The organism is Lentzea californiensis (assembly GCF_024648825.1).
Lineage (GTDB): Bacteria > Actinomycetota > Actinomycetes > Mycobacteriales > Pseudonocardiaceae > Lentzea > Lentzea californiensis.
This window is the reverse complement of the sequence record NZ_JANBBE010000003.1, coordinates 415,370-436,872: the sequence shown is the minus strand read 5'-3', so window position 1 is coordinate 436,872 and position 21,503 is coordinate 415,370. Positions and strand designations below refer to the sequence as shown.

At 70.6% G+C, this 21,503-nt stretch carries 1 protein-coding gene (cut by a window edge); it reads left to right on the top strand.

All coding sequences use genetic code 11. From position 1 onward, the window contains the following. Positions 1–21,503 carry the 3' portion of a hypothetical protein gene (locus tag LX88_RS16335; protein WP_258948629.1) on the top strand. 8,305 nt of this gene lie to the left of the window's left edge, so 21,503 of the gene's 29,808 nt are visible here — the last part of the coding sequence; its start codon lies beyond the left edge, outside the window; its stop codon occupies positions 21,501–21,503.

The window sequence follows — 21,503 nt, the reverse complement described above, 5'->3', positions numbered from 1 at the left end:
AGACCGACGGCAAGTCCTGGCCGCAGTCGCACGTGGACATGAAGGGCGTCCCGAACCGGCTCTTCGGCGGCGACACCCCGAAGGCGTCGAAGGCGGCCAAGGCGGACGCGAGCCTCGCGTCGATCCGCAAGGAGTTCAGCGGCAAGCCCAACGCACAGCGCGAGGCCGCCCAGATCCACGGCACGCAGTTCGATCCCGAGACCGGCGGGACCAAGACGATCGGCACCGAGTGGAGCCCGACCGTCGAGGACGCGACGAAGCTCGGCTGGCAGGAGAAGAACACCCTCAACAAGGCGGTCTCCGCGCCTCTGCCCGGTGGCATCGGCTACCACGGCATCGACCCCCAGAGCACCTCTCCCGTTCCGGGCAGCGCCGGCACCGACGTCGAGATGCAGGACGCCGACAACGACGCGGACATCGACGAGGACGCCGACATCGACGACGCGAGCGACGTCGACGAGACCACGGACGACACGACGCCGACCGAGGACGTCGACCCGGACACCAAGCACCACAAGATGGCCACGGCGCTCGACGCCGCCATGTCGGAGAACAACGCGAACGTGCAGCGCACGTTCGGCGCGTTGCAGCACCAGGTCCTGCCGATCGCGGGCGACCCGCGCCCGGACGGCATGTTCCAGGCCGTCCACGACGCGATGAGCCCGAAGCCGCCGACCGGCAAGAGCAAGGCGACCGGCAAGGCCGCACCGCTGCCGCAGGACCTCCGCGGCAAGACGGCGGAGAAGGCCGCCACGGCGTCACCGGACATCACCGCCCAGATCGCGGAGTTCCGGCAGAAGCACGGCATCCAGGGCGGCCACCTGGTCAACGCGTTCGCCGAGCCCGGCCCGACGCCGGCCGTCGACATCGACCCGAAGTACCAGCCGAACAGCGGCGAGGTGAAGGTCGACAACAGGGGCACGGAGGGCACGAAGCCCACCGCGGAGGAGCAGGCGCAGGAGAAGGCCGCGACCGAGGCGGCCAAGGTGGCCGACAACCAGGTCGCCGCCAAGGCCGAGGAGCTCGCCGCACGCGTGCTCGCGACGGAGCTCAAGCGTCCCGTCGTGTTCCACCACCCCGACGGCACGTCCACGCAGCACGACCCGTTCGTCGAACGGCCGAAGCCCGCGACCCTGGCCAAGCCCGAACCCAAGGCGCCCAAGACCGCGAAGCCGGGCCAGCCGATCCACCTCGAGGCGGAGCCCCAGCCGAACGGCAGGACGAAGTACAGCCCGCACGTGCCGCCGGCCCAGCCCGGCTCGTCGAAGAGCAGGCCCGCGCCGGTCGCCGACCGTTCGGTGGACACCGACACGCGCCAGACCCGTCCGGCACCGCAGCCGGCCCCGCCTGCGAACACCAACGCCGGCACCACCACCGGCACGAACCAGGACACCGGCACGGACACGCGTCCGGCCCCCGAGGTCGAGACCCGTCCGGCGCCGCCGAAGCCGACGCCGAACCCGGCGATCCCGATGACCACCACGGCGCCGCAGCCGGTCGGCCAGGTCCCGGGCACGAACCTGCCGAGCTTCTTCCAGGACAACAAGGCGCTGGGCTCGATCACGCCGACCGAGGTGCGCGGCGCCGACGCGGTCGTGAACGAGGTCCAGGGCCTCAAGCCGGACGACCAGGCGCGCATCAAGAACGCGCTGCAGAACGACTTCGAGACGTTCCTCGACGGCGGCCGCAACTTCCAGGTGAAGATCGGCGGCACCTGGTTCGAGGCGAACGTCCGCGCCGAGATGCACGCGGACGCCACCACGACCGTGACCGACGCGGCCGACACCAAGGTGGACAAGAACTTCCAGGCCGCCGCGTCCACGGGCACGACGAACAGCATCTCCACGTCCAACGACGTCGGCGCCTCGGCGACGGCCGGTGTCCCGATGGGCCCGTACGGCTCGCTGGGCGGCAAGGCGGCGCTCGCTACGCCCGCGGTCTCGCAGTCGACCAGCGACTCGATCACCGAGCAGCGCGCGATCAAGGGCTCGGACGACGGCTCCAAGAAGGTCGCCGTCCCGGTCTCCTACGAGATCACGCTGACCGACGCGCACGGCAACCCCAGGCCGTCCACCACGGTCGACGGCGGGGTCACGCTCCAGGTTCCGACGGACCTGACCAAGATCGTCGACTCCGGCAAGTCCTCGAACTCCGTCACCCCGGCCGACGCCGAGTGGGGCGCCAAGGTCGAGAACGCGGTGCCGGAAGCGGTGGTGGTCAAGGACTCCGGCAAGGCGTTCACCGACGTCGCGGCGAAGCTGCACCCGTCGATCACGAAGATCGGCTCGCCCGGCCGCGAGGCGCTGCAGAACTTCCTGAGCCCCACCTCGATCCGCAACAACCTGCCGACGATGCTCGGCGGGTTCGTCACGTCGCCCGATCTGATCAGCCCGCACGCCAGCAAGGGCGGCGCGGTGCAGATGACCGCGACGCTCAAGGACGCGAAGCTGGTCGGCACGGCGGCCGAGGCGGCGCTGGACCTGAAGGACACCTCTGCCTGGGGCAGCAGTGTGTCCGCGACCACGAAGACCGGGTTCGACGTCACCGCCGGGTTCGGCGGCAACATCGGTGTGCCCGGCCAGGTCGGCGGCACGGTCGGTGCCACCGCGACCTACTCCACGCGCACCGCGGAGGGCGTGAGCGCCGGGTCCAGCAGCAGCCACAAGTCCGGTGTCGGCGTGAAGTCCGAGACCGGCATGTACGAGGTCACGGCCGAGGTCGAGGTCCGCACGCCGGCCGGTGACAGCGTGAAGATGGAGGTCACCACCCACATGCGCATGGGCCTCAACGAGGCCGGTGCCGTGGGTCTGCCCACGCCCGAGGGCACCAGGAACACCACGACCGACCCGGCCACCGCGGACAAGAAGTTCCTGCCGCCGTTCGTCGCCGACACGCTCGCCGCCGGCAACGCCAAGGTCGGCGAGTTCGCGCCCGCGACCAAGGTGCAGGGCCAGGTCGAGGGCAAGCTGCGGGAGCTGCCCGGCTTCGAGAAGTTCCTGCCGAACTGGAACAACCCGGACGCGAACCCGCGCAGCAGCAAGGGTCAGGGCTTCGCGGACGTCGCCGAGCAGCTCGCGAACCAGCGCAAGATCTCCGCGACGCTCTCCCCCGCCGCGCTCAAGGCGAACATGGACAGCCTGCTCGGTCCGGGCGTCTCGGTGCAGCTGAAGAACTCCGGCAAGACGACGAACACCTACGTGAACGTCACGGTCAAGGCCAAGATCAGCAACCCGAAGCACCTCGGCCAGGCGGACGCGCGCCCGGTCAGCGACTCGACGACGACAGGCCCGAAGCTCGACGCCAACACCAGCACCACCAAGGGCTGGACCGGCGGGCTGCAGGGCAGGGCCAACATCCCGGTCAAGACCGGCGTCGCCTCGCTCACCCCGACGCCGCAGGCCGGCGTGTCCTACAGCCACTCGTGGACGGACAAGACCTCGGCCGGCCCGGCGGTGTCCAGCACGTCGTCCAACGCGGGCAGCCCGGACTCCCAGGTCTTCTCGAACGACGTGGAGTTCGAGGTCGAGATCACGAGCTTCACCCGGCCCCGCACGTGGGTGCGTACCCTCGTGCCCGGCGCGCCCGGTTTCCACTCGCCGGAGGTGACGACGGTCGCCAAGACCGGCGCGGGCCTCGACAAGATCGACGGCAAGGTCAACCTGTGGGTGTCGGACGGCGCCACCCTGGACAACAACCCGGGCGACGGCTTCAAGCCCGGTGACCCCAAGCCCACGCAGCTCGAGAACTCCCCGACCGTCAAGGACCTGCTGAACCCGAAGGACGCCCGGCCGAAGTCGCCGGAGTTCCTCAACGTGGAGGCGGTCGCGAACACGACCGCGTTGCGGGACCAGGCGATCGATGCGCTCAACCGCGCCGCGAACGGTGACTCGGCGCTCACCGTGCCGGGCACCGCGTCGCGCGCCCAGATCGACAAGATGTTCTCCCCGGAGAACATCAAGGCTAACCTGCAGCGGCTCATCGAGACCGGTGTGCAGGAGCAGGGCCTCAAGTACGACCGGCGCGTCACCGACCGGTCCGGCGCCATCGGCATGTCGGTGAAGCTGGGCGAGGCGAAGCTGGTGTCCATTTCGGACACCACCGGCTCGGACAACTCGGTCAGCGGCGGCTACAAGGCCGGTGAGTCGTCCACGACCAGCCGGTCGGTCGACCTCACCGCCGGCATCAACGTGCCGGTGCGCCCGAACGTCACCCCGCCGCCCGCCGGCACCCCCTCGCAGCCCAGCGGGTCCGGCGGTGCCGCGGTGACCGGCAAGATCACGCCGTGGTCGGACAGCAAGACCACGTCGAACGAGATCGGCGGCACCGTCGACCGCGGCCGCACCACGCCCGGCGAGGCGCGGACCGTGCTGGTCCAGATCGACGCCGAGTTCACCATCGTCGGTGAGAGCCGCGCCGGGAACTTCCTGCACGGCGGCACGCCGAACGCCGAGGGCGTCACGGTGGACATGCCGAAGTCGGTGTTCGTGCGGGTGTCCGAGGACGTCGCACGCGACCTGGGCGCGTTGCCCAAGGTCGAGTCGAGCGTGCAGAAGCCGGAGTTCCCGAAGATGGCGCCGCCGTCGACGGTGGCGCCCGACGAGCCCGGCGCTCTGGGTCTGTCCAACGTGGAGTCCGTGCCGGACCTCTCCGGTGTGGTCAACGACCTCACCACCGAGCTGTCCGCGAAGACCAAGAAGTTCGGCAGCGACCCGCTGATCCCGGACTCGGTCCTCAAGGACTCGATGAGCAACCTGCAGCGCATCGTCGACCTCAACTCGCCGTCGAGCGCGAAGGCGATGATCGACAGCGCGCTGGACGGCGGTGTGCCGCTGCTGGTGCACCAGCCCGGCACGTTCGGCAAGGACTCCTACCAGGTCACGTTGCGGGCCAAGGCGGGCACGCCGCAGTTCGACCAGGTCGTCAACGACGGCGTGGACATGTCGCACAACGCCGGCGGCTCCCGCAAGGACAGCGACGGAGTGGGTCGCGGCACCGGCTGGGGCGTCGGCGTGCGCGCACCGGGCCTGGCCTCGCCGGGCAGCGCGAACCCGAAGGTCTCGGGCACCGCGGGTGTCAGCGTGGGCGCGAACGTCGGTGCGTCGACGAGCAGTTCGGTCACGAACTCGACGAGCGAGTCGTTCAGCCACACCCGCACGGCGAGCGGACCGGCGGCGCAGTACACCGTGCCGGTCGAGTTCGAGCTCGTCGTCGAAAAGGGCACCAAGCAGATCGCGAAGGCCGAGAGCGGCCCGCAGGAGATGAAGGTCCGCACGCACGCGGACAACCAGAAGGTCTCCCAGCCGACCACGGGTCATGGGAATCCGCAGCCCTACATGTCCGCGGCCAGCAAGCGCAGCAGCGATCACGGCACCCCGGCCGCGACGACCGCGTTCCAGGCCGACACCCGCGCCTCGCAGCTGCCGTCCACCGCGTCGGTGGAGAACCTGCGCGGTGCCAAGGACCTGCGCGACGCCGCGGTGAAGGCGATGACCGAGGCGGGCGCGGGCAAGGGCCTGACCGGCAAGGGCACGGGCTCGCTCAACAGCCTGTTCTCCACGCTGAGCCCGGAGAACCTGCAGCCGCACCTGCCGTCGATGCTGTCCGGCCCGCTCGACGTGCCGGGTCTCAAGGAAGCCGCGCTGACGTTCGGGCAGGACGCCGACGTCAAGGTCTACGCGAAGCTGGTCAACCCGCAGCTCGGGTCCCTCAGCGACGACGTCAAGATCGAGAACCCGCTCGTCACGAAGACCACCGAGACCTCCAGCGAGGCCAAGGTCGCCGACAGCGCCGACGTGTCCGTCGGTCTCGCGCAGGGCAGCGCCGCGATCAAGCAGGGCGCCCCGACCGACACCGTCAACTTCGGCACCGGCGGCGTGGAGCTGCGGCACGCGAACGAGGACTCCTCCGCGGTGTCCGGCGGCCCGTCGCAGGCCCAGGGCGCCAACGTCAAGCTCAAGGACGCGTCCCGCACCGGTCTCGTGCAGTTCGACGTCGAGTACCGCGTGGTGGCGACGATCGGTGGCAAGACCGGTGTCGTCGACCTGACGGTGCCGGGTTCGGCCGGCGTGCGCATGCCCGCCGCCGAGGTCGAGACGATGCTGAACCAGCAGTTCAGCGACTCGCTCAAGGACGCCCAGGCCGACGTCAAGAAGGCGGCCGACGACTGGCGGACCGCCGAGAAGGACGTCGAGAAGGCCCGTCACGACGCCCAGGACAGGATCAACGAGGCCGCGGCCGTGCTGGCGCGGACCGACCAGCCGCTGGCCGCGGCGTCGGTGGACCTGAACACGGCGATCGACACGCACCTCGACGCCGAGGCCAAGGTCATCCCGCTGCAGACGGCGTTCGACAACGCGATCAGGGACGCGGCGAGCACCCGCGCCACGATCAAGGACGTCAACGCCCAGGTCACGTCGTTGAGCCAGGACGCCCAGGTGTCCACCAACGCGCTCGAGGACGCGAAGGCCAACGGTGCGCCCCAGGCGGAGATCGACCGGCTCACGCAGGAGGCCGACGCGGCGCACACCGCGTTGACCGACGCCCAGCAGCAAGTCGACGACGCGCGCGCACAGCTCGACCTCGACCGGCAGGCCGCGGCCGACGCCCGCGCCGAACTGCAGGCGCAGAAGCAGGTCGCCGCCGAGGCGGACGCCGCCCGCACCGCCGCGGAGGACGCCCGCCAGAAGATCGTGGCCGAGCAGACCGCGGCCGAGAAGGCCATCAAGGACGCGGAGACCAAGCTCGACGAGGCCCGGCGCGACGCCGACGCCAAGCAGCAGAAGTGGTGGGACGCCAAGGCCAAGGTGGACAACGAGGTCGACTCGTTCAACGCCACCCCGCAGACCCCACCCGCGCCTCCCGCGGACACCACGAACACCACCGCCGACACCAACTCGCCGTCGCTGCCGCCGCAGGACTCGTCCGTCGCGGAGACCAGCCGCAGCGGGGCCGAGACGAGCTCGTCGCGTCCCGCTCCCGCGGACACCAAGGCCACCGACACCAGGAGCGACGCGCCGCCGAGGAAGGTCCGCGCCGGCGGTGCGCCGCCCGCGATGGTCCCGCCGACCCCGGAGTCCCACCGGGGCAAGGACGTCATCACCGACGAGTCGTGGCGGCACGACCCCGCCAAGACCGCCGACTGGTTCGCTCCGGCCAACCCGGTGGACCCGGCGACGTGGGTCGACCGCCGTGACGGCGCGAACGTCCGCACCGTCGACGTCGTCGTGCACGACATCCGCACCGACAGCACGCCGTCGAACCTGAAGTCCTACAAGGGGCTCATCAACTACGACCTGCGGCGCATCGAGACGAGCCCCGGCAACTTCGTGCAGGAGTACACCGTCAAGGTGCACATCGACCCTGCCGCGAAGGTCCACCCGGAGGTCGTCGCGCAGGTCAAGGAGAACGCCGCCAAGGGCGTGAACGACCTGCTGAACCAGGGCCACCGGCTGCCCAGCGGTGACCAGTTCCACCTGAACCTCGAGTTCACCGACAACAAGGCCGACGCCCACACCAGCATCAAGGTCGACCCGAAGAACCCCAACGTCGACCAGACGCACTGGAACCCGAACACCAGCCCCGAGGTCCTCGCCCACGAGACGCTGCACTACCTCGGCATCCCGGACGAGTACAGCGACAAGTCGCGGGTGTTCCAGCAGCACGACACGAACTCGGGCGTGCACAAGGACGACGGCGGCATGATGGGCGCCGACGTCCACGGCAAGGAGCCGGGCCTGCGCCCGCGCCACCTGTGGCTGGTCGAGCGCACCGCCAACAGCCAGGTCATGGTGCCCGACACCAGGCTGGACACGCCCGGACCGGCCACCGCACAGCCGAGCGGCACCCCGGGCACCACGCCCGACGGTGACACCCGGCCCCAGCCGAAGCGCGTCGAGCGGCCGGTGGACAGCGACAGCGAGCTCAGCGACCTCGACAGCGACACCGAGCAGGACGCCGAGCCGCAGGGCAAGAGGACGAAGTACGACGGTCCCGAGTTCGACCCGGACAACGTCGCGGGTCCGTCCTCGGCGGACGTCGAGAACCTGACCGCGCGGCTCGACGAGCTGTCGCTCGGCGAGGTCGACTTCCAGTACAACCAGGCGTTCGCGAAGCTCGCGGAGCACGCCGTGCCGCTGCCCACCAGGCAGGAGCACATCGGCAAGCTCAAGCAGAGCATCGACGCGGAGAAGCCGCCGTCGTTCGTCGTGAACATGATCGTCGGCCACGGCCAGCTGAACGACCCGGTCAACGGCATCGACAAGGTCATCGAGTCGATCACCAAGGACGCCGGTGACCTGAAGCAGAACATGGTGTTCGTGGTCGGCGTGAACGGCAAGCCCGCCGACAACGCCGCCGTCGAACAGGCCATCGCGAACGCCAACGCCAAGATCGCCGGTCGCACGGAGCCGATCGCGCTGGTGCAGCTGCCGCCCGCGCCGTCGGCACCGAAGGCCAAGTTCCCGTACGGGGACATGCGCAACAACACGATGAACAGCACCGCCAACAAGTTCGCCGTGGGCGCGATGCTCGGCAAGGACACGCACCCGTACATCTCGATCCAGGACTTCGACACCGGCTCACGTCTCGTGACCGGCAACGAGAAGGACGTCTTCAACCACTTCACCGAGTCGATGACCTCTCCGGAGATCGGCCCGATCCGCCCCCTGATGTACGCGGGCGGCTACCGGGTCGGTGACGTCGCGAACCTCAAGCCCGAGGTGGAGCAGCGGATCGTCAAGGAGGGCAAGGCGCTCGACGCCGAGCAGAAGAAGCTGAACGGCGACCGGGCCAAGGTCGACAGCGGCAAGCACAAGCTCACCGGCGAGAAGCTCCAGAAGGCCCAGGAGTCGCTCGACAAGCGGCAGTCCGACATCGACAAGAAGCGCACCGAGCTCGAGACGGCCAGGACAGAGCTCGCCAAGCCCGACTTCGTCGAGAAGTTCGAGCAGGCGATCCGCGACGACATGGACGCGCGGGTCCGGCAGGCCGGCGTGAACCCGTTGCTGCCGTACTCCCCCGAGCCGAACCTGTTCGTCGACGCCGTCGTCCCGCTGATCGACCCCAGCGTCAAGTTCAGCAAGGAGGACGCGGAGTTCAACGGCCTCGGCAAGTCGATGAACCAGTTCGCGGCCAACGAGATCTTCGAGATCCACGCGGCCCAGTCCGTCGCGCAGCCCGACAAGGCCACCCGCATCGCCGACATCCAGTCCGGTGCCGCGGTCGACGGCGCGAACAACCGCAACCCGTTCCGCGGTGAGAACTTCTCGAACGACTTCGTGGGCGGGGCGGTGGGCACCGACCTGTCCCGCATCGCGCTCGGCTTCGCCAAAGACAAGGGCACCTCCTGGCCCCAGTCGCACGTCGACCTCGGCACCGTCCCGAACCGGTTCTTCGGCGGCGAGACCAGCGTCGAGGCGAAGGCGGCCAAGGAGGGCACCTCCCCGACGACGATCCGCAGGGAGTTCCAGGACAAGTCGCACGCGCTGCGCGAGCCCGAGCAGGTCACGCGGCACACGTATGTCCCGAACCCGGACACGGGCCGTCAGACGCACCAGTCCTCCCAGGGCGGCTGGACGCCGAGCGACGGGGACGCGCGCAAGCTCGGCTGGCAGGACAAGAACACGCTCAACCAGGCGATCTCGGCCGACATCAAGCTGGGCGCCGGTCAGTCCGGCATCGACGCGGGACTGCCTCCCCAGACCCCGGCGGCCACCGCCGGTCCGTCCAAGGCCACGGGCGGCAGGAAGGGCAAGGCGCCCGCACTCTCGCCCGAGGAGAAGAAGGCCAAGGCGGCGCTGAAGAAGGCGGAGAAGGCGGCCAAGGAAGCCGCGCTGCCGCCGATCGACGCCAGGACCAAGCAGCAGAAGATGGCCGCGATGGTCGGTCTGGCGTTGTCGGACAACAACAGCAACGTCACGCGCACGTTCGGCATGCTGGAGCACGGCGTCCTGCCGTACGCGGGGGCACCGCGCCCGGACGGCCTGTTCGACGCGGCGCAGCGGGCACTGGCCTCGGAGGGCGACGTCCAGACGGCGAGCGACCTGCGCCGGCAGACGATCGACCAGGGCGCGGCCGCGTCCACCGACATCACCACGAAGATCGCGCGGTACCGGCAGCAGCACGGCCTGGAGAACGGCCACCTGGTCAACGCGTTCGTCGAACCCGGCCCCACGCCCCAGACCCGCATCCCGGACAGCTTCAAGCCGAAGGACGGCAACACCCACGTCCCGGTCGACAACACGGGCACGCCCGGCGCCGAACTGGACGCGCAGGAGCGCGCCGCGCAGGACCAGGCCGACGCGGACGCGAAGGCCGCCGACAACGTCAAGGCCCGTGCGGCGGAGGACCTGGCCGGTCACCTGCTGGCCACCCAGCTCGACCGGCCGGTGGTCATCCACCGTCCCGGCGAGGCGCCGGCGACCCTGCAGCCGTTCACCGGCGACTCGACCGCTCCCGAGCTGCACCTGACGGCCGAGCCGAACCCGAACGGCAAGTCGACCTTCGCGCCGCACGACCCGGACGCGATGGACGTCGACGACTCACCGACCCGGCAGGCGCCGCCGTCCACCCAGGGCGCCCCGGCGTGGACCGAGCCCGAGCCCGACGTGCAGACGCGGCCGGCACCGCCGTCCTCCACGCCGAACCCGGTCATCCCGATGACCGTGATCGCGCCGCAGGGCGTCGGCCAGGTCATGCCGGGCACGCAGGCACTGCCGGACTTCTTCCAGACCAACAAGGCGCTGGGCACGATCGCGCCGACGGACGTCCGCGGCGCCGAGAACGTCACGGGTGCCATCGACAACCTGAAGCCCGCCGACGCCGCCCGCATCCAGCAGGCGATCAAGGGCGACTTCGAGTCGTTCCTGGACAAGGGCCGCAACTTCCAGGTGAAGATCGGCAACACCTGGTACGAGGCGAACATCCGCGCCACCATGCAGGCGCAGACGGACGTCGCCCCGGTCGACGCGCCGGGCGTCAAGGTCGACGCGACCGCCCAGTCGGGCAACTCGTCCTCGGCCACGCACACCGTCGCGACGGCCAACGACATCGGCGCCGCGGCCACGGCCAGCAACGGGTTCGGCGCGTACGGCTCGCTCGGCGGCAAGGCGCAGTTCGCCACGCCGGCGCAGTCGCAGGGCGTGTCGTCGTCGCTCACCGACCAGCGGATCATCCGCGCGGGCGAGGGGTCGACGCAGGCCACCGTGAACGTCACCTACGACATCACGCTGGCCGACCCCAGCGGCGGGATCAGGCCCGTCGCCTCGGTCAGCACCGGCACCGAGGTGACGCTGCAGATCCCGAACGACCTCGCCACGATCACCAACTCGGGCAACACCTCCGCCGAGGTCACGCCTCCGGGCGCCAAGTGGGGCACCAAGCTCGAGCACCCCGCACCCGAGGCGGTGTCGGTCGACAACCCCGCGAAGGCGTTCACCGAGGTGGCGCGCGAGCTCCACCCGTCGATCGTCAAGATCGGCGCACCCGGCCGCGAGGCGCTGCAGAACTTCCTGAGCCCCACCGAGATCCGCAACAACCTCGGTGCGATGCTCGGCGGCGCCTACGTGACGTCGCCGGACCTGATCAGCCCGCACGCCGGCAAGGGCGCCGCGGTGCAGATGAAGGCCACGCTGCAGACCGCGCAGCTCGTCGGCACGCTCGGCACCGGCCAGCTCCGCCTGCACGAGACCTCCGCGCACAGCAGTGGTGTGTCCTCGACGACCAAGTCCGGTGGCGACATCACCGCCGGCGTCGGCTTCAACGCCGGTCTGCCGAACGTGGTGGGCGGCCAGGCCGGCGTCACGGCCGGCTACTCCGCGCGCATCGCGGAGAACGTCAACGCGGGCATCAACACCGCGCACAAGAGCGGCATCCAGCTCAAGGGCGACACGGGCCTGTACAAGGTGACCGCCGAGGTCGAGGTCCGCACGCCGAGCGGCAAGACCGTCAAGGTCCCCGTCACGACGTACCTGCGCGTCGGCCTGCCCGAGGCGGGTCAGATGGGGCTGCCGACGCCGGACGGCACGCGCACCAAGATCGTCGACGAGTCGAACAAGGGCACGAAGTTCCCGCCGCCCTACATGGGCGACGCGATCGCCGCGGGCAACGCCAAGGTCGGCGAGTTCGAGGTCGCCTCGGAGGTCCAGACGCAGGTCGAGGACGCCCTGCGGGACGTTCCCGGTCTCGCGAAGTTCCTGCCGAACTGGAACGACACCACGGCGAACCCGCGCAGCGGCAAGGGCAAGAACTTCGCCGACGTCGCCGAGCAGCTCGCGAACCAGCGCAGGCTCACCTCGCAGCTGTCCCCCGCGGCGTTGCGGACCAACATGGACAGCCTCATGGGTCCCGGCGTCCAGGTGCAGCTGAAGAACAGCAGCAAGTCCACCAACACCTACGTCAACATCACGGTCAAGGCCAAGGTCTCCGACCCGAAGCACCTCGGTCAGGCCGACGCGCGCAACGTCCGCGACGCGTCGTCGACCGGCCCGAAGCTCGACAGCTCCTCCAGCACCACCAAGGGCTGGAGCGGCGGCATCGAGGGCAAGGTCGCGATCCCCGGCCAGACCAGCGTCGCCAAGCTGACGCCGACCCCGCAGGCGGGCGTCAAGTACAACCACTCGTGGACCGACAAGACCACCGCCGGTCCCACGGTCAACAGCACCTCGCTCAGCGTCGGCAGCCCGAACGCCCAGGTGTTCCGCGGTGACGTCGAGTTCGAGGTCGAGATCACCACCTTCACCCGGCCGCGGGCCTGGGTGCGGCGGATCGTGCCCGGCGCTCCCGGTTACCACGCGCCGGAGCAGACCACGGTCGCGAAGACCGGCGACGGCAAGCTCGCCCCCATCAAGGGCGAGGTCAACCTCTGGGTGTCCGACAGCTCCACGCTGGACGCCAACCCCGGCAAGGGTTTCGAGCCCGGCAAGCCGGAGCTGAGGACGCTGAAGGACGCGCCGTCGGTCAAGAAGCTCCTCAGCACCAGGACCGGGGAGAAGGCACCGGACTTCCTGCACGTGGAGGCCGTGGCGAACACGACCGCGTTGCGGGACCAGGCCATCAACGCGCTCAACCGCGCGGCGGGCGGCGACTCGGCGCTCACCGTGCCGGGCACCGCGTCCCGGGCGCAGATCGACAAGATGTTCTCCCCGGAGAACATCAAGGCGAACCTGCGCACGCTGACCGAGACCGGCGTCCAGGAGCAGGGCCTCAAGTACGACCGGCGCGTCACCGACCGGACCGGCGCGATCGGCGTGAAGTTCGGGCTGAGCAACCCGAAGATCGTGTCCATCTCGGACAACACCGCCACCGAGAACGCCAGCACCGGTGGGTACAAGGCGGCCCAGTCGTCGTCCACCGGCAGGGCGGTCGACATCACCGGCGGCATCAACGTGCCGATCAAGCCGAACGACCCCGCCCCGCCCGCCGGTGAGCCCACGCCCGCCAGCGGTGCCGGTGGCGTAGCGGTGGCCGGCAAGATCACGCCGTGGTCCGACTCGAAGTCGTCGGGCAAGGAGGTCGGCGGCAGCCACGACCGCAACCACGTGACGCCCGCGGGCGGCCGCACCGTGCTGGTGCAGCTCGACGCCGACGTCACCGTGGTCGGCGAGAGCCGGGCGGCGAACTTCCTGCGCGGCAGCACGCCCAGGTCCGAGGGCGCCACCGTGACCCTGCCGAACTCCGTGTTCGTGCGGGTGACCGAGGACGTCGCGCGGGACATGGGCCTGTTGCCCGACGTGCAGCCGGACGTGGACAAGCCGGACTTCCCGGAGATGGCGCCGCCGGCGACGGTGGCGAAGGACGAGCCGGGCGCGCTCGGTCTGTCCACTGTGGAGAGCGTGCCGGACCTGACGGACGTGGTCGCCAAGCTGTCGGAGCAGGTCAACTCGAAGACGACGAAGCGCTTCGGCGGTTCACTGCTGCCGGACTCGGTGCTCGACGACTCGATGAGCAACCTGCAGCGCCTGGTCGACTTCAGCTCGCCGGCCAGCGTCAAGGCGATGATCGACAGCGCGCTGGACGGCGGTGTGCCGCTGCTGGTGCACCAGCCCGGCACGTTCGGCAAGGACTCCTACCAGGTCACGTTGCGGGCCAAGGCGGGCACGCCGCAGTTCCAGAACGTCGTCAACGACGGCGTCGAGATGGAATCGACGATCTCCGGCTCGCACAAGGTCACCGACGGCCAGGGCCGCGGCACCGGCTGGGCTCTCGGGCTGAAGGCACCGGGACTCGCCGCGCCGGGCAGCGCGAACCCGAACGTCTCCGGTACCGCCGGCGTGGCGGCCGCGGCGAACATCGGCCAGTCGAAGAGCAGCTCGGTCAGCACCTCGACGACCGACCAGTTCGCGAGTTTCCGCGCGGGCAGCGGACCGGCGGCGCGCTACAGCGTGCCGATCGAGTTCGAGCTCGTCGTCGAAAAGGGCGACAAGGAGATCGCGAAGGCCAAGAGCGGCCCGCAGGAGATGACCGTCCGCCTGCACGCGGACAACCAGAAGGTCGGCGGCGCGACCGCACCGCAGCCCTACACCAAGGAGCAGCACTCGCGTGGCGCCGGCCAGGGCACCGCGCAGGCCGTCACGGACTGGCGCCAGGGCAGCACTCCCGCGCTCCCGGCGGGCGCGTCGGTGGAGAACCTGCGCGGCACCCAGGACCTGCGCGCGGCGGCGATCGACGCGCTCAAGGAGGCGGGCGCCGGGAAGGGCCTGACCGGCAAGGGCACCGGCTCGCTCAACAGCCTGCTGTCCACGCTGAGCCCGGAGAACCTGCAGCCGCACCTGCCGTCGATGCTGTCCGGCCCGCTGAGCGTGCCGGGCCTGCACGAGGCCGCGCTGACGTTCGGGCAGGACGCGGACGTCAAGGTCTACGCCAAGCTGGTCGACCCGTCGCTGAACGCGCTCAGCGACGGTGTGGCGCTGGAGAACCCGAAGTCGCAGGTCACCTCGACCAGCACGGACTCGAAGGTCACCGAGAGCGGTGACGTGTCCGTCGGTCTCGCGACCGGTGGCGCGGGCATCAAGCAGAACACCGACCCGCGCGACAACGTCGCGGTCGCGACGAGCGGCGTCGAGCTGCGGCACGCCGCCGAGGACTCCACGGCGAACTCCGGCGGCCAGACCGACAACAAGGTCAACAACCTCAAGCCGAAGGCCACGACCGGCCTGGTGCAGTTCGGCGTCGAGTACCGCGTGGTCGCCACGATCGGCGGCAGGACCGCCGTCGTCGACCTGTCCGTGCCGAACTCGGCCGCGGTCCGCATGCCCGTCGCGGACGCGCAGTCCGTGCTGGGCAAGGACCTCAGCCCCGAGCTGACGGCCGCCCAGGCCGAGGTCAAGTCCGCCGCGGACGCCTGGCGCACCGCGGAGGTCGACGTCGACACCCGGCGGCACGAGGCGCAGCAGGTGATCAACACCTCGGCCGCGGTGTCGGCCAGGAACGACTTCGCCTTCACCCCGGCCCAGATCGACTACAACAACGCGATCGAGGCGCACCTCGCCGAGCAGGCGACCCTCGCGGACCTGGAGGCCAAGGCGGAGACCGCCCGTCTGGAGGCCGCGCGCACGCTCGACGCCATCAACGAGCTGTCTCCCAAGGTCGGTGCCCTCGGGGCGCTCGCGATGACCGCGCAGTTCGAGCTGGACGACGCGAAGTCGGACGTCGAGGCCAAGGCGAAGACGCTGAAGGGGCTCGAGGACCGGCTCGCCGCGGCGCCGGACAACGCCGCACTGCAGGGCCAGGTCGACACCGCGCGCAAGGCGCGCGCGGACGCCCAGTCCGCGCTGAGGACGGCGGAGAGCACGTTCAGCGACACGCAGACCGCGATGCGGGAGGCCCAGCGCGAGCTGGACGCCGCCAACGCCGCGATCGGCGGCCTGCGGGCGGAAGCGACCGCCCGGCGTGCGGACGTCCTCGTGCAGGAGCAGGTGGTGGCGCAGGCTCAGGCCGACCGCCTCGCCGCCAAGGCCGCGCACGACCAGGCCGCCGACCGGATCGCCACCGGCCGCGCGGAGCAGGAAGCCCTCGTCAGGGACGCCGAGACGAAGCTCAACGACGCCCGCAGGGAGGCCGACCGGCGGCAGCAGGAGTGGTGGGACAGGAAGGCGGCGGTCGACCAGAAGATCGCCGAGTTCAACACCCCGGCGTCGACGACCACGGCGTCGTCCGCTCCGCCGCCCCCGCCCGCCCCTCCGGCTCCCCCGGTGTCCAGGTCCGCGCCGCCCGCCGAGGCGTCCTCGTCCAGCGAGGCCTCGTCGAGCGGTGAGGTGCAGACCCGTCCGGCACCGCAGCCTCCCGCTCCGTCCACTGTGGACGAGTCGGGCAGCGCTCCGGCGCGGACCGAGGTCGACGACCGGATCGAGGCGCTGACCGCCGACGCGATGGCGAACGCCCCGGACTTCGCGAAGTCCGTCGAGGCCAGGCTGAAGGACGACCCAGGCAGGTTCGTGCAGTCCGAGGCCGGCCTGCACCTGCTGCACGCCTCGGTCGTGCTCGACACCAGGACCGACCAGATCGCCGAGCTGATCACGACGCACGGCGTGAACGAGGTCGCGGCGTCGTTCAACAAGGCGTTCGAGCGGCCCTACGTCGAGGACGCGCAGCTCGCGCAGTTCGCCGACCTGGGCGACCCGGGCAACCGCGCCAAGTTCGACGAGTGGGCGCACCAGCTGTGGAACACCGTCCGGGAGTCCGACGCCCTGAAGGCCGACGCGGACAAGGTCGCGGACCTCTTCAACCACGACAAGGGCTACAACCGCGGGTTCAACATGGCCCAGGACGCCGCCCTCGCCGAGATCATCCCGCCGCCGGCGCTGACCGAGGCCATCGCCGACACGGCGGTCTGGGGCACGGACCTCGACGACCAGGCGATGTGGGTGCAGACGGTCCTCGGCAACGCGCAGGTCATCCCGCCGCGCCAGGTCGTCAGCTCCGAGGTGTTCACCCAGGCGGTCACGGACAACCGCGGGGTGCTCGGGGACGCGCTGAAGGTCACGCTGACCGACGCGAAGATCGCCGAGCTGACCGCGGAACTGCAGGAGCAGGGCATGGTCTCCGCGACCAGCACCCGTTCGGCACCGCAGCCGCCGAACGCGCCCTCCACCACCGGCACCGCCGACACCGGCATCGGCACGCAGGCGCCGGCGAGCGTGCCGGACGTCGTGGTGGCGAGCCACCTCAAGGCGCTGACGGCGGACGCGATGACGAACGCCTCGCCGCTCGCCAGGCAGGTGGAGACGGCGCTGAGTTCCGACTCCGGCAGGTACGTGCAGTCCCAGGCGGGTCTCGACCTGCTGCGGGCCTCGGTCGTGCTCGACACCAGGACCGCCGACGTCGCCACGCTGATCCAGCGGCACGGCGTCGAGAAGGTCGCGCGGGCGTTCAACAAGGAGTTCGGCCGCCCGATCATCGAGACGGCGCAGCTGGCCCAGTTCGGTGACCTCAGCACCCCGGAGAGCCGGACCGCGTTCGACGGCTGGGCCCACCGGATGTGGGACACCATCGGCAACACGCCGTCCTACGCCGCAGACCCGGACAAGGTCGCCGCCGAGGTCTTCAACCACGACAAGGGCTACAACCGCGGCACGAACTTCGCGCAGGAGACGGCGTTCGCGGACCTGGTCGGCGCGCCGCCGCTCGCGGACTCCATCGCGACCACCCCGCTCTACGGCACCGACTCCTACAGCCAGGCGCTCTGGGTGCAGAAGGTGCTGGGCGACGCGAAGGTCATCCCGTCCGACGCGATCGTGAGCCCCGAGGCGTTCACCCAGGCCGTCACCGACAACAGCCCGGAACTCGGCGCGGCACTGGGCGTCGAGGTGACGCCGGAGCTGATCACCGAGCTGAAGGAACACCTGCAGGGCGACGGCATGGTGGACGACGATCCGGCACCGGCCGCCGAGCCCGTGCCGCCGTCGGCTCCCGCACCGCGTCCCGAGGCCGAGAAGCAGCTCGTGGCGCTGACCGACGACGCCATGGAGAACGCCGGCCCGCTGATGAAGCAGGTGGAGGCGGAGTTCAAGGGGAACCCGCAGAAGTACCTGGACCACAAGGCGGGCCTGGACCTGCTGCGTGCCTCGGTGGTCCTGCACTCCCGTTCCGGCGAGGTCGCGGCGTTGATCGACCAGCACGGCCTGGAGGCCGTCACCAGGGCGTTCAACGAGGAGTTCAAGCGGCCGGTCATCGAGAGCGAGCAGATCGAGGCGTTCGCCGGCGAGCACGGCCCCGGGAAGTTCGACGACTGGTCGCACCAGCTGTGGAACACCCTCGAGGGCAGCCCGACGTTCGCGGCGGACCCCGCCAAGATCGCCTCCGAGATCTTCAACCACGAGAAGGGCTACAACCGGGCGTTCAACTTCGCCCAGGAGACCGCGCTCGTCGACGTGATGGGCGCGCCGCCGCTGTCCGACTCGATCGGTGAGATCGCGGTCTACGGCCCCGACTCCTACAGCCAGGCGCTCTGGGTGCACCAGGTGCTGGCCAAGTCGATGCTCGTCCCGGACGGGCTCGTCAGCCCCGAGGCCTTCACCCGGGCCGTCACGGACAACAGCGCGGAACTCGGCGCGGCGCTGGGCGTCGAGGTGACGCCGGAGCTGGTCACCGAGCTCAAGCAGCACCTGCAGGGCGACGGCATGGTCGACGACGACCCGGCGCCGTCCGCTCCCCCGGTGGACGCGCCCGTGTCCCACACGCCGCCGGCCGACCCGAGCCCACTGCACAGCACGGAGACCAGTGCGGCGTGGTTCGATCCGCAGAACCCCGTGTCCTCACAGGCGATCGCGGACGTCCGCGCCACGACCCCGGCCACCAGCTGGGTGCGCGGCGAGGACGGCGGTGTCCTCGACTCCACCAAGGTCGGCCCGCACGGCATCTCCATGAAGGCCTGGCGCGGCCCGATCGCCTACGACAACCGCGTGCTGGACGTCGACGGCGTACCGGTGCGCGACTTCACCGTCCGGCTGCACCTGAACAACGGCACCGCCGACGTCCAGGACCGCACCCGCGCGGGTGTCGAGGAGCTTTTCAACCAGGGCTACAAGCTGCCCGACGGCGAGCAGTTCCACGTCACGGTCGAGTTCACCGACAACCCCGCCGACGCGCACGCCACGGTCAACGTCACGAACGAGCCCGGCGCGCGGGCCAACCAGCTCACCTGGCCGGCGGACACCGACTCGCGGCGCCTGGCGCACGAGGTCGGGCACTTCCTCGGCCTGCGCGACGAGTACCTGGAGACCGGCGACGTCAAGCCGATCTTCCAGCACCAGGACGGCAGGGGACGCGTCGTCAACGACAACTCCCCCATGACGCAGGGCATCGACGCGGCGGACGCGAGGCTCAAGCCGCGCCACCTGCAGCTGGTCTCCGACCGGATGGCCGCGCTGCAGACGCACAACCCGCCGCAGCCCACCGCGGACGAACGCTCCGAGCTGCCTCCGCCGAACATGCCGAAGCGCGGCAACGAGCACCTGCCTGCCGACCCGGCCGGGGACGCCGTCAAGCGCACCCGCGAGGACCTCGCCGAGCTGTCCATCGAGGACACCGAGGTCGAGATGACCGAGCCGGAGGCCACGCCGTTCAACGAGAACGGCGTGCACAACTCGGCCTACGAGAACCTGGCACAGGGACACCCGCTCACGCAGATCACCGCGGAGAACTACCTGCGGCGGACGCAGGAGAGCATCGACGCGAACGAGAAGCCGTCGTTCGTGGTCAGCATGATCGTGCGGGCGAGCGAGCTCGACCAGCTCGACAATGTGATCGACGGCGTCATGGCCGGCACGCAGGACATGGACGGCCGTGTGGCGTTCGTGCTCGGCGTGAACGGCGCGACGCAGGCGGAGATCGACGCCGGGATCGCCGCCGCGACCCCGGCGGTGAACGGCCGCGCGGAACCGGTCGCGCTGGTGAGCGTTCCGCACGGCCCCAAGGGCTTCAAGTTCGGCGAGACCCGCAACGCCACGCTGGACAGCGACGCGCACGTGTTCGCGGTGACCGCCCTGGCGGCCACCGGCACGCACCCGTACGTCGCGGTCATGGACTTCGACGCGGGCGACCGCACGACGCGGCAGGGCGGGCACGTCTTCGACCACGTCACGCAGCTCGTCGACGGCACGGTCGGCGACGACGCCGGCGACCCGTCGCGGCCGCTGATGATCGGCGGCGGATACCGGGTCGCCGTCACTCCGGAGCAGCTGCACGCCGACGTCCTCGCGCGCATCGACGGCGACTCGAAGACCACGGACGCGCAGAAGGAGGCCCTGCGGGCGAAACTCGCCGAGCCGGACTTCCACGAACGGTTCGTGCAGGTGATCGACGCGGACATGCAGGCGCGCCGCAACCAGCAGGGCATCCACCCGTTGCTGCCCTACACGCCGGAGCCGAACCTGTTCGTCGACGGCCTCGTGCCGCTGGCGGAGCCGAAGGTGCGCTTCGGCGAGGGCCAGGCGGAGTTCGGGCAGCTGGGCCAGTCGCTCAACCGGTTCTACGCCGCGGAGCTCGCCAAGCTGCACACCCCGGCCGACGCCGCGGACATGGACGCCGCCACCGAACGCGCCAAGGTGGACGTCCAGAACAACCGGCACCCGGTGCGCGGCCAGGCGTTCACGACCGACTTCGTGGCGGGCGACACCGGCACCGACCTGTCCAGGATCGCCTACGGGCTGATCAAGGACGGCAAGCTGCCGCAGTCGCACACCGCGCTGCCGAACGTGTCGGAGCGGTTCCTCGACGGCAAGTCCTCCAAGGCGGGCACCAAGTTCGCCGACGAGCGCGAACGCCTCGCCACCGGGCCGCACTCGACCGTGGAGCCGTTCCTGCCCCCGGCCAACGGGCAGACCACGACCACGTGGAACCCGCCGGCCAAGGTCAAGACCCAGCTCGGCGCGCCGCAGAAGAACCGGATGAACCCGGCGGTGTCCGCACCGATGCCCGCGCCGTTCGAGCAGCTGCAGGCGGGCATCCAGAAGGACCAGAAGGTCGTCGCGGCCCACGGGCTGGTGGCGTCCGACCACGTGAGCACCGCGCGCCGTCAGCTGCGGTTCCTCAACGAGGACCTGCTGGTCCGCCAGCCCACGCCGCCGGTCACCGCCAACGGCCTGTACGCGGTCGTCGGCCAGGCCCGCGGGGTCGATCCGGTGACGCTGCGCCGGCAGGTCGTCGGGCTGGCCGCCGGTCACCAGGCCGTGACCAAGGCCGTGGCGGACTACTCCGTCGGCAGGCCGATGCACCAGGGCCACCTGTACGGGGCGCTGGTGGAGAACCAGAACTGGCACATGCACGCCGACGCCGCCGAGAACAGCGGCTGGACCAACGCCCGTGACCTGCTCGGACACCTGATCGCGACGCAGCAGAACGTCAACGTCCGGATCCACCAGGAGGGCCACGAGCCGGTGCTGCTGCGGCCGATGGGCCCGCCGTTCCCCGACACCGTCGAGGTCGAGGTGGTGATGGACGGCAGGCAGGTCACCTACCGGCCGTACCAGCCGGCTGGAGGGCTGCAGCCGGACGTGCAGATGCATTAG